We start from the raw sequence: 14,555 nt of genomic DNA, 5'->3' as shown, positions 1-14,555 counted from the left end.
GGGAGGTGCGAATGATGTTTGAGGCGACTTTTAAGGCACAACGAATTGCTGTGGGCAGTTTCCCAGTCTCTGAAATCACAGTCCATATTGATGAAAAGGGTTGTTTTGTCAATGGCAAGAAAGCAAAGATGTCATATAATGGTATCCAGCTTCGTTTTGAACTGGAAGAAGATATTTATATTACTTTTAATGATACTAACCCCGGTCGCCCGATTGCTAAAATTTATGAAGAATTGGGCGGAAAAATTGAATCGCCGCGGCTTTCATCCGGAAAAAAGGTAAAGCGATAGATTAAGAATTGATTGTTGACTTGCATATTATGGGCTTGGGAGACCTGAATCAGCGAGAGTGCCTAAAAGGAGGTATATTATGCGGAAGAAAATTATTATCGGATTTGTTATCATAATTTTTATCGCGGCTGTTGCCTATATTTGCATAAAATTTCCTGGAATGTTGAGTTCTTTAGGAGATGACTTCGCAAAGGCGATATTACACGGAGGATAAAGATGGCTAGGTGTGCATTCCACCCTCTTAAGAAGGGCGTAGAATTTCAATGGCTTATTCTTTATTAAGCCATTTTTTATTATTCCTAATTCCATTTTTGACCTTTCCTCTTTTTTTTGTTATGATTGGAATGTGCAAACAAGAGTATTCTTTAGGCGAATATTCTCGCTTATCCGCTTAAGTTTAGTTTCATTTTTTTAAAAACAATGACTACAAAAACAAAGATTTTCTTAATTTTAGGAATATTATCGCTAGTTATCCCCAACCTTGTTTTAGCCTTTGATTTTGACAAAAATAACCTTTTGTCGGATAATGAGCTTTATTCTTGCAATCTAAGAACCGAAAAAGAGGTGCAGCGCTTTCTGGAAGCGCAGGGGAGCTGTCTGGCTGATTATGCCGTGGAAGACGCGAGCGCGGCAAAAGTAATCGCCAATGCTTATAGGGATTATGAAATTAGCACTTGTTGGCTTTTAACCACCCTGCAGAAAGAGCAGTCTTTAATTAAAAGCGCGGCGGCGCGGTCAGCTCGCGCTCTGGATTATGCCATGGGGTTTGCCTGTCCTTCCGGCGGAGCCTGCGATGAACGGTATAAGGGTTTTCAAAAACAAGTGGAATCCGCGGCTTGGCAGATTCGCAATCGTTATCTTCAATATCCAGAAAATTATACCTTCCAAGTAGGAAAAGAGGCGAAGACCGAAGATGGCGAAATTGTTAAGCCAAAAAATATTGCCACGGCGGTGAATTACAACTATACGCCGGTGGTGGGTGATGGCGTGAATCACGGCGCCAACCGCAATTTTGTGCTTCTTTGGCAGGGGTGGCGAAATTGGTTTTTGCTTTCTCATCCTGCCGGCAATCTCTTGCGCGCGCAAGGAGGGCGAGCGATCTATCTCACCATATATAATGAAGATGAAGAGCGGGTGGAAAAGATGTTGATTACTAATTTGGCTGTCTTCAAGGCTCGCGGTTATAGCAACAGTCAGATTATTGCGGTGGACCAAAGCGAAATTGACGGTTACCCGAATTCAGGATTGCGAATGACTTATCCCAACGGAACATTGGTGCGGGGCAGCGGTCCGGCAATTTATGTCATTGAAAACAACCGCCGCCGCCATATTGCCAGTATGAAAGTTTTAAAAGATTTGGGTTATAAGATGGGAGATGTAAAAAAGATAAGCGATATAGAACTTGCGAGCATTGCGGGCGGTCCGGCGGCGGAATCGGGAGCCAAAAAAATTGACGGCACTTTAATTCGCACTAAGAAAAATCCGGCGATTTATGTCTTGGATTATGGCAAACGCCGCCATATTGCGGAATGGAATGTTTTTCAAGCCAATAGCTATTCTTGGAAGGATGTTAAGATTATTTCGGAGGAAGAAATGGCAAGCTATCCCACGGATAAACCTATGGTTTTAAATGACGGTGTTATTGTCCAGGCGAAAGGTCGCCCTGGTATTTATGCGGTGGAATATGGTAATCTGCGTCCCATCAAGAATTTAGAGACATTCAAATCTTTAGGTTATAAATGGAGCTGGGTTAAAATCGTTTCAGCTCAATATCTAGACAGCTTGCCAAAAGGAGAAACTCTAGAGTAAATTATATTTTATGGATAATTTTTTTATCGTCATTATCAACTATAAAACCCCTGCGTTATTGCGGCAGTGTTTGGATTCCATTTTAAAAAATAATCCCGGGATGGAAAGGAGAATTTTAGTGATTGACAATTTTTCGGAAGATGAATCTTTCGCGATGATGCAGAAGGATTTTCCCGAGATTAAGGTTCTAGCCTCGCAGTATAATAGCGGTTTTGGAACGGCAATTAATTGGGGAATTAATAACGCGCCCAATACGGCAAAATATTTGGTTTTTTTAAATCCAGACATTATCATGCGAGGCAATGCTTTAGAAAAAATGTTAGAGTTTATGGAGAAGCGCCCCGAGGTCGCTTTAATCGGCCCTAAACTTTTAAATCCAGACTTGTCTGTGCAGAGTTCTTGCCGCAGGTTTATTACCCCGAAACTCATTCTTTATCGGAGAACATTTTTAGGTCGCTTTGGTTTTGCCAAGAAAGCTCTTCAGAAGTTTTTAATGGAAGATATTAATCACAAGAAGATTCAGGAGGTAGATTGGATTTTTGGCGCTTGTATGATGGTGCGGCTAGCGGCTATTAGAGACGTAGGATTAATGGATGAACGTTATTTCTTATATTTTGAAGATATGGATTGGTGCCGGCGTTTTTGGGAAAAAGGTTGGAAGGTTTATTATTATCCGGAAGCCGAAATGATTCATTACCATCGCCGAGATAGCGCGGTTGAATCAGGATTTTCCGCCTTATTCAATCGCGCGGCGCGAATCCATATCAGGAGTGCGGTGAAATATTTTATTAAATACTTCGGAGTGCCGAAGCCAAGGGAAGAAAGATTAGAAAATAATTTCTCGCGGGCACGGACATTGAGCAGACAGGTATCTCGTTAGTGACGATAAAGAATTTTCAATTTCTAATTTTTAATTTTCATTAAATTTTTAATGAATGAATTTTCAAAACCCATTAGCAATTTTAAATTTTCCATTGGGTAAATGGTTTATAAATTAAAAGAATTAGAAATTGAAAATTAAAAATTTATTCATAAATGTTTTCTCTTTCAACTCAAGAAGAACCCAAACATCGCAATTTAAAATTCATTATTGTTATTCTAGCCCTTGTTTTGATTGTGGGTTTGGTTTTTGGTCAGCCGGTGTGGGCAGTCTACTCCCATGCTTCGCGCGGCAAAAGCTTTGTGGCAAAAGCGGAAGAAGAGTTGTCCGCGGGCAATTTAAAAGACGCCTCCTTACATCTAACTCTAGCCCACCAAGAATTCCTTGCCGCCCGCGATAAGATGGGGCGCCTCGCTTGGTATAAAGGAATTCCCCTTCTTGGTAATCAGGTGGTTGCCATAGACAGCCTGCTTATTTCCGCTTCCGAGTTGAGCGGAGCGCTTGCTAACCTAGCCAATGTTGCCAATACCGTTCTGAATCCTCTGGATAGTACACTAGAGAAAGCGGGGGAGGAAAAAAAGAGAGAAAGTCTGAAGGTGCTTTCTGAATCGACACCTTTATTAGAGGAGACTAAGCATAAACTAGAAGAAGCAAAAAGGGATTTAGAGAGTATTAGCACTATCGGTCTTTTGCCGCAAATTGGTGGAACTATTGATTTGATGAAGGGAAAAATGCCCTTATTGCAAAAGACAGTGGATAAACTTATTCTTGCATCGGAGGTTTTACCCAATATGCTGGGATATCCACAAGAGAAGACTTATCTTTTTCTGTTTCAAAATAATACGGAGTTGAGGCCATCGGGTGGTTTTATCGGCACCTATGGTATTTTGAAATTGAAAAATGGCGAGATTGCGAGTTTCACTACCGATGATTCTTATAATTTAGATAAACAGTATACTAGTGAAATTGAGACGCCGAAGCCTTTTCAAGATTATAATAAAAGATTTGAATGGTATTTTCGTGATTCCAACTGGTCCCCTGATTTTTCTGTAGCCGCCGAAAAAGCGGAGTGGTTTTATAAATTAGAAGGGGGAGGGGAAGCATTGGATGGCGTCATCGCTATTACTCCTACGTTCATTGAGAAGATTTTGCAATTGACGGGGTCGGTGAAGGTCCCCGATTATCCTTATGAGTTCACCAGCGAAAATTTTACTGACCAATTGGAATTTCACGTGGAAAAGAATTTTTATAAATTTGAGGATAAAACGCAGCGTAAAGGTATTATTAGCGATTTTGGCGAGATTCTCATTGCTCGGGCATTAACTTTGCCCAAGGATAAATTATTGGAACTCTTTAATATTGTTGTCCAGGGATTTAGTGAAAAGCATGCGTTAGTTTATCTTAATGACCCTGCCTTGCAGAAAATAATTGCTTTATCTGATTGGGATGGGCGGATAAAGGAAACGCCTAGCGATTATTTCTTGTATGTTGATTGCAATTTAGCGAGCCTTAAAAGCGACCCCTTTGTAAAGCGCACTATTGATTATGAGGTGAATTGGGATGGGAAAGGAAATCCTATCGCGCGCCTTACAATGACTTACAATCACATTGGCGAATTTAACTGGCGGTCAACGCGCTACCGCACCTATGCGCGCGTTTATGTGCCCAAAGGAGCGGAATTAATCAATATTTCCGGCAATGAAAGCGAACCCGCGACCTATGAAGAATTAGGCAAGACTGTGTTTTCCTTTTTTAAAGTCACAGAACCAAAAACGACCGAGTCGGTCACTTTAGAATACAAACTGCCGATTAGAATAACTGAGCAAGCTTATTCTCTTTATGCCCAGAAACAGGCAGGGACAGTAGATCACGAGTTAAATGTGAAAATTGACTGGAATGGAGCCGCGCGTGAATTTAAGACCGATTTGGTGGAGGATAGGGAATTTAAATTATAATGTAAAGTGTAAAAATTAAAAATCAAAATGACAAATTAAAATGTAAAAATGATAAAAATTTTTAAAATTTTGCATTGTCTCGCTTCGCGAGATCTCGCAAAGCGATGATAATTTTTCATTTTTAGTTTTGAATTTTAAATTTAATTTATGTCCTCTAAAATAAAAACCATTAAAGCCCGGGAGATCTTAGATTCCCGCGGCGAGCCGACAATTGAAACAAAAATTGTTTTAGATAATGGTTTGAAAGCAAAAGCCGCGGTACCCTCGGGAGCTTCGACGGGTAAGTTTGAGATGTGGGAATTACGGGACAATGACCCGAAAAGATATTTAGGTAAAGGGGTGCTTACAGCTTGCAAGAATGTCAATAATGAAATCTTAGAAGCCTTAAAGGGTATGGATGTTGTAAAACAGAAAGAGATTGACGAGCGGATGATGGGGCTGGATGGCACGGAGAATAAATCCCGTTTGGGGGCAAATGCGATTCTTTCTGTCTCTTTGGGTGTTGCCCGTGTTGCCGCTCAAATGCAAAAATTAGAACTTTGGCAATGGATTCGCAAACTTTCATCTGTGCCGAGCAACAATAAAGATAGTTTTATAATTAAACCAATTTCCGAAGATTTGCCGATGCCCTGTTTCAATCTTTTAGAAGGCGGGAAACATGCGGATAATCGTTTATCCTTTCAGGAGTTTTGGGCGGTTCCAGCAGGGGCAGGGAGTTTTACTGAAGCGGTGAGAATGGGCAGCGAAGTTTTTCATTGTTTGCGCGAACTGTGTAAAGAGAAAGGGTATAATACTAATGTGGGCGACGAGGGAGGATTGGCGCCTAATCTGGATTCTAATCAGCAGGCGGTAGAGCTTGTTGTTGAAGCAATGGCGAGAGGCGGTTTTAAAATGCCTGTGGATTTTGTTTTGGGTTTAGATGTGGCGGCAAGCTCTTTCTTTGAGCAAGGAAGCTATCTTTTTAAAAATGAAGGCTTGTCTCTCTCCAGCGATCAGATGGTCGGTCTTTATTGTGAATGGGTGGAAAAGTATCCGATTTCCGTCATTGAAGATGGTTTAGCTGAAGATGATTGGCAAGGCTGGATTTCGCTTGTGCAGAAATTAGGAGAGAAAGTTCAAATTATTGGCGATGATCTTTTAGTGACCAACCTTCAGAGATTAAAGCGAGCGATTCAAGAAAAGGCAGCAAATGCAATTTTAATCAAGTTAAATCAAATCGGCACTTTAACGGAAACCTTGGATTGTATTAGAGAAGCCCAAAAAAATAATTTTGACACGATTATTTCTCATCGTTCAGGTGAAACTTGCGATACTTTTATCGCTGATTTAGCCGTGGGGACACGGGCAGGACAAATCAAGACCGGCTCCCTTTCTCGGAGTGAGAGGATTTGTAAGTATAATCGGCTGATGGAAATTGAGGAACAGATAAATAATTTCTAATTTCTAATTTTCAATTTTTATTAAATTTTTAATTCTTTTAATTTTCAAATCTCAAATCCCCATCAAGCCTTTAATCAAATCAAATACAATAAACTTTATTCTGTGAGAGGTTTAAAAATTGATTTATTGAAAATTAGAAATTTTCAGAGATGTTTTAGATTATTTTTTTGTTAATCATCTATGAAAAAGTATCGTCCCGTAGTTTTAATTATCTTAGACGGTTGGGGCATTGGTCCGCCGACGCGGGTGAACGCTGTGAGGGAAGCGCAGACCCCTGTTTTTAATGATCTTGCTAAAACATTCCCCGCCGCCACATTGCAAGCGTCAGGGGAGGCTGTTGGTTTGCCTTGGCAGGAAATGGGCAACTCCGAAGTTGGGCATTTAAATTTAGGTTCGGGACGGCTCATTTTACAGGACTTGCCTAAGATTAATAACGCTATTGAAGACGGTTCATTTTTTAAAATTCCTGCTTTTTTGGAAGCAATAGAACATGTCAAAAAGAATAATTCCCGTTTGCATTTAATGGGGTTATTGAGCTCTGGCGGTGTGCATAGTTATATGGATCATCTCTTTGCCCTCTTGGAGCTAGTTAAAGGGGAAGATGTTAAAGACGTTTTTATTCACGCTTTTTTAGATGGGCGCGATACTGCTCCGCAGGCCGGTCTTTCTTATCTAAAAATTTTGGATTCCCAAATTCACACTTTAAAAATTGGGAAGGTGGCTACTCTCTGCGGCCGTTTTTTTGCAATGGACCGCGATAATCATTGGGATAGGGTAGAGAAGGCCTATGGGATGATGGCGCAAGGGCAAGGCAAAAAGATACAGAATTTTTATGAGGAAATTAAATCTTATTACGCTCAAAATATTTTTGATGAAAATATTGAGCCCTTGGTTATCGTGGATAAAAATGACAAACCGGTCGGATTAGTGCAAGATCATGATGCTTTAATCTTTTTTAATTATCGGGCAGATCGGGCGCGCGAAATTACCAGCGCTTTTATAGAAGATGATTTCAAAAAGTTTGAACGCGGTAAACAAATCCGTGATTTGTTTTTTGTAGGCATGACAGCTTATAGTAAAAATTGTCCATCTCATGTGGCTTTTCAGGAGGAAAAAATAAAAATGACTTTAGCGGAAACATTAAGCCGGGCAGGACTTTTCCAGATGCATATTGCTGAAACTGAGAAATATGCCCATGTAACTTATTTTTTTGATGGCGGATATGAAAAACCCTGGCCGGGTGAGGATTATGTGTTGATCCCCTCCCCAAGGAATAAAAATTATGCCGAAATACCCCAGATGAGTGCTCCGGAGGTAACGAAGCGTATTATCCAAGAATTGAAAGCAAAGAAATATGACTTTATAGTAGTGAATTTTGCCAATCCAGATATGGTGGGTCATACGGGGAACTTAACCGCTACTATTTCAGCGGTTGAGTTCATGGATAAATGCTTAGAGCAAATTGTGAATGAGGTTTTAGCGCAGCGCGGCGCTCTTATTATAACCGCAGATCATGGAAATGCGGAAGAATTATTAGATCTTAAGACCGGTACCACCGAGACAAAACATAGTAGTAACCCCGTGCCTGTCATTTTGATTGCTGAAGATTTAAAAGGCAAGGGGAGAGAGAGCGCACTTGATTATATTGACGGGAGTTATCCTTTAGGGCTAATTTCCGATATCGCGCCCACAGTTTTAGCGTTCCTGGACATCCCCAAACCTAAAGAGATGACGGGAATCAATCTTCTGGAAGTATTGCTGAAATAATCCACACTCCCGTGGCTCTCATCTTTGTAAATTTTATTCACCCCGTTGGATAGTAAACATTTAATGGGGTCAGCGAAAACCGTCAGCCCCGTTAGAAATAAATTTCTAGATGGGGTTAGAGAACGAAGTTCTGTAACGGGGTTCGCGATTGAATACTCCTAAAGAAACTTTAATACCTCGGCTTTGTTCAATATTATTTTTGAACTTTGCTGAAGGGTTAATGCTTCGGCTTTGCTCAGCATTAATCCTGAAATTTGTTGAAGGATTAATTTTAAATTTATGCACTACGATGTGGTAACTTTTGGCGGCTCAACCCGCGATATCGTGATCCGCACCGCAGCAGGCAAGCTAATTACCACCAATCATGATCCATTGGCGAATAAGCTTTTGGGTTTTGAATATGGCGCCAAAATTCCGGTTCTGCATACTTATGATAATTTTGGAGGTGGAGCTTGCAATGTGGCGGTAGGATTAGCAAAATTAGGTTTGCGCGTAGCTTGCCGGGTGAACTTGGGCCGCGACTTGGATGGTCTGAAGATTAAGAAAAATCTTAAAGCCGCGAAAGTTTCCGGGACGCTCATTTCTTGGGATAGAAAAGAGAGGACTGATCTCTCCGTGGTTATTATAGATGAGAAGGGCGGCGGAGATCATGTTGTGTTTGTGGACAAAAATGCAAGCAATAATTTAAATCTGGGACGTAAAAGATTTGCGAGCAAATGGATCTACATTTCTTCCCTCACTGGCGAATGGTTAAAGTTGTTGAGGGATATAACAGATTTGGCGGCAAAGAAGAAAATGAAAATTTACTTTAATCCTGGGTTGGCGCAATTGTCTTCAGGGTATGAAGGGTTGCGAGAGATCTTGCGTAATGTGGAAATTTTAATTTTAACTTTGGATGAGGCGATTGAGCTTGTTTTAAGCAAGAATAAAAATTTTTCTTTGCTTGCTGGTAATATTGCGCGCGAACTTTTTTCTTGGGGTCCCAAGATCGTGGTTATCACAGAAGGGGCCAGAGGAGCATCGGCTTATGATGGTAAAGAACTAAACTTTCAAGAGGCGATAAAAGCGAGTAAGGTTGCGGATACGACGGGCGCTGGCGATGCCTTTTCTGCCGCCTTTTTGGGAGCTATTGCTTTGGGTAAAGACATAAGGACAGCGCTTTTGTGGGGAGTGAAAAATGGCGCCAGCGTGCTCAAAGACTACGGGGCGCAATCAGGGTTGTTGACGAGGAAGGAAATAGAGAAATGAGGGATATAGACGGAATAGTTAAGTGGCTCATTTTTATTATAGAAGAAGAGTTTCAAGTTAAAAATTCAAAGTCCAAAGTTACCCGCCTGCTCACAAGCCTGCTGGCGAAGCGCGTGAGCGGGCAGGCAGTTACTAGTTTAAAGTTTAAGGAATAAATTTAAAATTTTGAACTGAACTTTTAACTTTGCACTTTTAACTTTTAACTTTGATTTGATGCACAAACCGAATTATTCCTTGATTATTACTGTTTTCGCCTTGGTGATTTTTGGACTGGTGATGATTGGTTCCGCAAGCTCTGTTTTGTCTTATGAAAGATTCGGCAACAATGCTTATTATCTGCGCCACCAATTTTTTTTTGGTGCGCTTTTAGGTTTTATCGCTTGGCTCATCTTTGCGAAAATTGATTATCACAAGTGGCAAAAATGGGCTTTTCTCGCTTTAATTATTTCTTTGATCCTTTTAATTTTAGTGTTTATTCCTGGAATCGGATTGGGTTTTAAGGGAGCGCGGCGCTGGATTGGAGCCGGTCATTTCTCTTTTCAACCCACAGAATTACTTAAACTCACCTTTGTCATCTATCTGGCTACTTGGCTTTCAAAAAAACGCGAGCAGGTCCCCCATTTCCAATATGGTTTTCTGCCCTTTTTAGCTATTTTGGGGGTGGTGAGTTTTTTAATTGTGTTGCAACCAGACCTAGGCACTTTATCTATTATTTTACTCACCTCTGTGATTGTTTTCTATCTAGCCGGCGCCCGCTTCTCTCATTTAGCGATGATTGGCGGTATCTTGGCTTTAACTTTTTGGCTTCTGATTGTGATTGCGCCTTATAGGATGAATCGTTTTGTTGTTTTCCGCAATCCCGAAACGGATCCCCAGGGGATTGGCTACCATTTAAATCAAGCTCTAATTGCGGAAGGTTCGGGAGGGTTATGGGGTTTGGGTTTTGGCCAGTCTAGACAGAAATATAGTTATTTACCCGAGGTCGCCGGAGATTCTATTTTTGCGGTCATCTGTGAGGAGCTGGGCTTCCTCAGGGTTTCCTTTTTAGTGTTTATTTTTTCTTTTTTAACTTACCAAGGTTTTAAGATTGCGCGTGGGAGTCCTGATAGCTTTGGTCGGTTGCTTGCTGGCGGGATCACTTCTTGGCTTTGTTTTCAGGCTTTTATGAATATTCTGGCTTTAAGTGGTTTAATCCCTTTAACGGGGGTTCCTTTGCCCTTGATTAGTTATGGCGGATCTGCTATGGTGATTTCTTTGGTCGCGGTAGGGATTTTGACAAATATCTCAAAACAGACAGTGTAGTCGATTCACGAATTAAGAATTACGAATCACGGTTATAAATTGGTTTTCCGTAATTCGTGATTCGAAATTCGTAATTCGTTATCAATGCGTATTCTTCTTACTGGCGGCGGTACGGGCGGTCATACAATTCCTATTGTCGCTGTGGTTCGGGAACTCGTGAGACAAAGGAAAGATTTGAAATTGTTTTGGCTGGGAGATGACCATCCCGAGGAGCGAGCAGCGAGAGAAAATCATATCCCTTTTCAAAAAATCGCCTGTGGCAAGTTCAGGCGTTATTTTTCTTTTTGGAATTTGATTGATTTTTTCAAGATTCCGGCGGGGATTTTTCAAAGTTTTTTCTTGATTCTGGGATTTAAGCCCAATGTGATTTTTAGTAAGGGTGGTTATGTGAGTCTACCCGTCGTAATCGCCGCTTGGATTTTGCATAAAAAAATTATTGTCCATGAATCTGATGCGGTGCCAGGGCTTGCAAATAGAATCGCGGCGCACTTGGCGAGTAAAGTTTTATTGGGATTTAATGCGCATTCTGCGGAGAAGCTATCTGCCAAGTCTTTACAGGGTAAATATATTTTTACTGGCAATCCTGTGCGGCAGGAAATTTTGAAGGGTGACCCTGTAAAGGCGCGCGATTTTTTTCATTTGTCGAAAGACAAGCCAACTATTTTGGCGATGGGCGGCAGCCAAGGCGCGCGGTTTATTAACGATTTAATTCGGAAATTATTGGGAAAGTTAAAGGGATATCAGATTGTTCATTTGACAGGGGTACAATCCGGTTCAAGTCAGAGACTTGAACCAGCAAAGGGAAAAATGAGGGACTATCGGTCTTATTCTTATTTAGATGGGGAGAAAATAGCTTTGGCTTATTCTATTGCTGATCTTATCATCTCCCGCGCCGGTGCTAATTCTTTGGCGGAGATTGCGGCTTGCGCTAAGCCGTCAATTTTAATCCCTTTGCCGTCTGCTGCTTCTGATCACCAGCTCGCTAATGCTAAGATTTTTGAAAAAAGAGGGGCGAGTATTATTTTAGAACAAAAAGATTTAACTTCGCGGAAATTGATTAGTTTGATTACAAGTTTATTTAAAAATCCCAATCAGCTTGAAACAATGAGAAAGAAAGCTAAAGGTTTAGCTAAGTTTGATGCGGCTCGAAAGATCGCTTCCGAGATTTTGGAAAAATAAATCCCACACCTTTCGTCAGACAGGGTAGTCAGATTCATCCACCCTGTCCTTTAACCTGGGCTGGCTGGTATTATTCAAAAAGATGCAGGATAAAAAAAGCGAGTGATGGAACACTCGCGTTGTAAGTCATTGAATTTCTGCCTCAGTTTTAGTACTTAATTTACCTACTGGCTTCCAGTAAAAAGCACCGGATTCTTTTGTGCGTTCTATAAGATAATGATTTGATATCTCCAAATGGAGTTTGCGCGGTTGACGGAATTTTAAAGGTTTGGTGAGACCAATGAAAACCAGTCTGCCTGGCTCTTGAACTTCTATCCAAATTCTCCCATATTCATTTTGAATATTATCAACTTTCTGAATCTCTTTTCGATCAATACTTACGGGATTGAAGGCATATGCCTTGCGATATTGGAAAGGGCGTAGATAAAAATTGTTCTGATTTTTGTACAGAGCAAGGTCAAGGAGGGTGAAAAATTGCGCCTTTTCTTGCTTGTCCCGCCAATACGCCCAGTTCTTGCCGTCAGTCGGCATAAATGCCCAGCCGAGATCAGAAAAATATTTCCAATCTCCCTCTGTCGGTTTGACATAACGCGATGCGTCTTCTGTCAAATCCAGCATTTTATTGAGGAGATTGCGCGATCGGAACTCCTCTTCTTGAATTGCTGTGTTCAACTTAAAGCAGAACATGACTACGGCTGCAAAGCAAAGAATCAACAACCATTTTTGCATTCTGTCCCTCCTATTGTCGATTATAATCTTCTAATAATTTTTCAAACTTTTCTTGCCATGTTTGCCCTTCTGGTGATTCGTTCCAGACATAGCGTTTATGAGGATCCTTAGGGACAAAATTCCCCAAATGGTTAAATTCCCCAACATCCGCGTTTCCTTTTTCAGCCTCACTTTGCGTCTCGGTGAATATGACCTTTTCCTTTACTAGATTGCCGTTGATGATTTTGTTTCTTTCCGCCTCATCCAGATTGCCATCTGCCCCCCAATCTTTATAGGTGATGTGTAGCTTACTTCGGCAGTCCACATATTTCTTTCCTGTTAAGATCATGCCGAATCTTTTTTCTTGGTAAGATAGCTTTCTTATGGGTGGATCGGGGTAAAGACTAAACACCCATATCCCTATTATTGCAGCCGCCAGTAATAATATCTCTATTTTTCGTCTTTTTGCCATTATCCATACCTCCCGCTTCGCAGTTAAATACCCTCAATATATGATATATTACAAAGAACAAAAACAATAGAAACAATCCATTGAATATAGAACATATTTTATTATATGTCAATAAAGAAAAAAGTGAAAATCCATTTTATCGGCATTGGCGGGATTGGAATTTCGGGCTTAGCGCGGATTTATTTAGAAAAAGGATACAAGATTTCGGGTTCAGATTTAGCGGATTCGGAAACGATAAAGGATTTAAGAAAATTAGGCGCGCAAGTCAAGATTGGCAAACATCAAAAGGGAAATTTGCCTTTAAATACTAATTTGGTGGTTTATAACTTAGCCATTTCCGAAAATAATTCTGAATTGCGGGAAGCGAAAGCACGAGGCATTAGAAGTCTCACTTATCCGGAAGCTCTGGGAGAACTTACCAAAAAATATTTTACGCTTTGCGTTTCCGGCACCCACGGAAAAACCACAACCACCGGAATGATTTCTTTAATATTGTTAAAAGCCGGATTAGACCCCGCAATTATTATTGGCAGCAAGTTAAAAGAGTTAAATAATGCGAACGCGCGTTTGGGCGAAAGCAAATATTTAGTGATTGAAGCGGACGAATACAAAAGAGCTTTTTTGAATTATCATCCAGATATTATCGTGATTACAAACATTGAAGAGGACCACCTTGACTATTATAAAGACCTAAAAGATATTCAAGCGGCTTTTAAGAATTTTGTGAAATTATTGCCGCAAGGTGGTTTTTTGATTGCCGTTAGTAATATTGTTTCATTGTTTCATTGTTTCATTGTTAAGAAAGGAATCAAAATCATTGATTATGAAAAAGGACCGCGGAAGGCAATAGAGCATGCTTTAAAAATTACCGGCGAGCACAATGTCAAAAATGCCTTAGCGGCTTTTGCAGTGGGGAAGGTTTTAGGTATAAAAGAAGAAATAATTTTGAAAGCTCTAGATGGCTATACCGGCGCTTGGCGGAGGTTTGAAATTAAATATGATAAAGAAGTGACAGTTATAGATGATTATGCTCATCATCCGACGGAAATTCGGGCGACCTTGAGGGCGGCGCGGCAGAAATATGGCAAGCGAAGAATTTGGTGTGTTTATCAGCCTCACCAAATTCAGCGCACGGAGAAATTGTTTCGGGGATTCAGCGAGGCTTTCCAAGACGCGGATCGTGTGATGATTACGAAAATTTTTGGTGTTTTGGGTCGCGATGAAATCAGTAAAGCGAATTTAACCGTCTTAAGCCAAAAGCTGGCGCGGGAAATAAGCAGAAAACGCCCCCAAGCGGTTTATTCGGAACATTTTTCAGAAATCATCCATTATTTATTGAAGAATATACGTCGTAACGATGTAGTCATGATTATGGGCGCGGGGGATATCAATCAGTTAACTCCTCGATTGATAACAGTATTAAAAAACCAGGGATTATGATATCTCCTGGCTTGAAAAAAGATCATTTTACCACAATGGATAGATGATTTCATATTTTTTCCATT

General features: G+C 40.7%; 14 protein-coding genes. 12 read left to right on the top strand and 2 right to left on the bottom strand.

The genetic code is table 11. The annotated features are described in order from the left end of the window. Positions 1 to 11 precede the first annotated feature (11 nt). From PHW01_00845 to murG, 11 genes are all read left to right on the top strand, one after another. Positions 12 to 290 carry a hypothetical protein gene (locus PHW01_00845; protein MDD5626552.1) on the top strand — a complete coding sequence of 93 codons (279 nt, stop codon included), beginning with the start codon at positions 12 to 14 and terminating at the stop codon, positions 288 to 290. Positions 291 to 369: 79 nt separating this feature from the next. Further along, on the top strand, positions 370 to 504 hold the full coding sequence (locus PHW01_00840; GenBank protein MDD5626551.1) for a hypothetical protein: 135 nt from the start codon (positions 370 to 372) through the stop codon (positions 502 to 504). Positions 505 to 710: 206 nt separating this feature from the next. Next, on the top strand, positions 711 to 2,099 hold the full coding sequence (locus tag PHW01_00835; protein MDD5626550.1) for a hypothetical protein: 1,389 nt from the start codon (positions 711 to 713) through the stop codon (positions 2,097 to 2,099). Between the two features lie 10 nt (positions 2,100 to 2,109). Next, on the top strand, positions 2,110 to 2,979 hold the full coding sequence (locus PHW01_00830) for a glycosyltransferase family 2 protein (GenBank protein MDD5626549.1): 870 nt from the start codon (positions 2,110 to 2,112) through the stop codon (positions 2,977 to 2,979). A gap of 155 nt (positions 2,980 to 3,134) precedes the next feature. Continuing rightward, positions 3,135 to 4,934, top strand: coding sequence for a DUF4012 domain-containing protein (locus PHW01_00825; protein MDD5626548.1), 1,800 nt, complete (start codon positions 3,135 to 3,137; stop codon positions 4,932 to 4,934). 147 nt (positions 4,935 to 5,081) lie between these two features. After that, positions 5,082 to 6,374, top strand: a complete 1,293-nt coding sequence (gene eno / locus PHW01_00820; GenBank protein ID MDD5626547.1) for a phosphopyruvate hydratase — start codon at positions 5,082 to 5,084, stop codon at positions 6,372 to 6,374. Between the two features lie 180 nt (positions 6,375 to 6,554). Then, on the top strand, positions 6,555 to 8,141 hold the full coding sequence (gene gpmI / locus PHW01_00815; GenBank protein ID MDD5626546.1) for a 2,3-bisphosphoglycerate-independent phosphoglycerate mutase: 1,587 nt from the start codon (positions 6,555 to 6,557) through the stop codon (positions 8,139 to 8,141). A gap of 279 nt (positions 8,142 to 8,420) precedes the next feature. Continuing rightward, the gene (locus PHW01_00810) at positions 8,421 to 9,389 is read left to right on the top strand and encodes a carbohydrate kinase family protein (GenBank protein ID MDD5626545.1); all 969 of its coding nucleotides are present in this window, start codon (positions 8,421 to 8,423) and stop codon (positions 9,387 to 9,389) included. Continuing rightward, positions 9,386 to 9,544 (top strand): hypothetical protein, encoded by a 159-nt coding sequence (locus PHW01_00805; GenBank protein MDD5626544.1) that lies wholly within the window; start codon positions 9,386 to 9,388, stop codon positions 9,542 to 9,544. The genes PHW01_00810 and PHW01_00805 overlap by 4 nt, the downstream gene beginning before the upstream one ends. Positions 9,545 to 9,602: 58 nt before the next feature. Beyond that, positions 9,603 to 10,691: a putative lipid II flippase FtsW gene (ftsW, locus tag PHW01_00800; protein ID MDD5626543.1), complete on the top strand. Its 1,089-nt coding sequence runs from the start codon at positions 9,603 to 9,605 to the stop codon at positions 10,689 to 10,691. Between the two features lie 84 nt (positions 10,692 to 10,775). Next, a complete protein-coding gene (gene murG / locus PHW01_00795; GenBank protein MDD5626542.1) occupies positions 10,776 to 11,870 on the top strand; it encodes an undecaprenyldiphospho-muramoylpentapeptide beta-N-acetylglucosaminyltransferase in 1,095 nt (364 codons plus the stop codon). Positions 11,871 to 11,996: 126 nt separating this feature from the next. Here murG and PHW01_00790 read toward each other — a convergent pair whose 3' ends face one another. Continuing rightward, complete coding sequence (locus PHW01_00790; GenBank protein ID MDD5626541.1) at positions 11,997 to 12,599, bottom strand: hypothetical protein; 603 nt, start codon at positions 12,597 to 12,599, stop codon at positions 11,997 to 11,999. Positions 12,600 to 12,609: 10 nt separating this feature from the next. Beyond that, positions 12,610 to 13,050, bottom strand: a complete 441-nt coding sequence (locus PHW01_00785; protein MDD5626540.1) for a hypothetical protein — start codon at positions 13,048 to 13,050, stop codon at positions 12,610 to 12,612. A gap of 105 nt (positions 13,051 to 13,155) precedes the next feature. Between PHW01_00785 and PHW01_00780 the strand changes: the two genes are divergently transcribed. After that, positions 13,156 to 14,490 carry a Mur ligase family protein gene (locus tag PHW01_00780; GenBank protein ID MDD5626539.1) on the top strand — a complete coding sequence of 445 codons (1,335 nt, stop codon included), beginning with the start codon at positions 13,156 to 13,158 and terminating at the stop codon, positions 14,488 to 14,490. Positions 14,491 to 14,555: the final 65 nt, after the last annotated feature.

This window comes from Patescibacteria group bacterium (assembly GCA_028717685.1).
Classification (GTDB): domain Bacteria; phylum Patescibacteriota; class JAQUNI01; order JAQUNI01; family JAQUNI01; genus JAQUNI01.
Note: the sequence above shows the minus strand (reverse complement) of the source record. Positions and strands in the feature narration are given on the sequence as shown.

What these genes read in the sequence shown, in the direction of transcription:
- PHW01_00845 (MDD5626552.1), top strand. Translation starts at nt 12, where the DNA reads ATGATGTTTGAGGCGACTTTTAAGGCACAACGAATTGCTGTGGGCAGT.
- PHW01_00825 (MDD5626548.1), top strand. Translation starts at nt 3,135, where the DNA reads ATGTTTTCTCTTTCAACTCAAGAAGAACCCAAACATCGCAATTTAAAA.
- PHW01_00830 (MDD5626549.1), top strand. Translation starts at nt 2,110, where the DNA reads ATGGATAATTTTTTTATCGTCATTATCAACTATAAAACCCCTGCGTTA.
- ftsW (MDD5626543.1), top strand. Translation starts at nt 9,603, where the DNA reads ATGCACAAACCGAATTATTCCTTGATTATTACTGTTTTCGCCTTGGTG.
- eno (MDD5626547.1), top strand. Translation starts at nt 5,082, where the DNA reads ATGTCCTCTAAAATAAAAACCATTAAAGCCCGGGAGATCTTAGATTCC.
- murG (MDD5626542.1), top strand. Translation starts at nt 10,776, where the DNA reads ATGCGTATTCTTCTTACTGGCGGCGGTACGGGCGGTCATACAATTCCT.
- PHW01_00840 (MDD5626551.1), top strand. Translation starts at nt 370, where the DNA reads ATGCGGAAGAAAATTATTATCGGATTTGTTATCATAATTTTTATCGCG.
- PHW01_00805 (MDD5626544.1), top strand. Translation starts at nt 9,386, where the DNA reads ATGAGGGATATAGACGGAATAGTTAAGTGGCTCATTTTTATTATAGAA.
- PHW01_00790 (MDD5626541.1), bottom strand. Translation starts at nt 12,599, where the DNA reads ATGCAAAAATGGTTGTTGATTCTTTGCTTTGCAGCCGTAGTCATGTTC.
- PHW01_00785 (MDD5626540.1), bottom strand. Translation starts at nt 13,050, where the DNA reads ATGGCAAAAAGACGAAAAATAGAGATATTATTACTGGCGGCTGCAATA.
- PHW01_00835 (MDD5626550.1), top strand. Translation starts at nt 711, where the DNA reads ATGACTACAAAAACAAAGATTTTCTTAATTTTAGGAATATTATCGCTA.
- PHW01_00810 (MDD5626545.1), top strand. Translation starts at nt 8,421, where the DNA reads ATGCACTACGATGTGGTAACTTTTGGCGGCTCAACCCGCGATATCGTG.
- PHW01_00780 (MDD5626539.1), top strand. Translation starts at nt 13,156, where the DNA reads ATGTCAATAAAGAAAAAAGTGAAAATCCATTTTATCGGCATTGGCGGG.
- gpmI (MDD5626546.1), top strand. Translation starts at nt 6,555, where the DNA reads ATGAAAAAGTATCGTCCCGTAGTTTTAATTATCTTAGACGGTTGGGGC.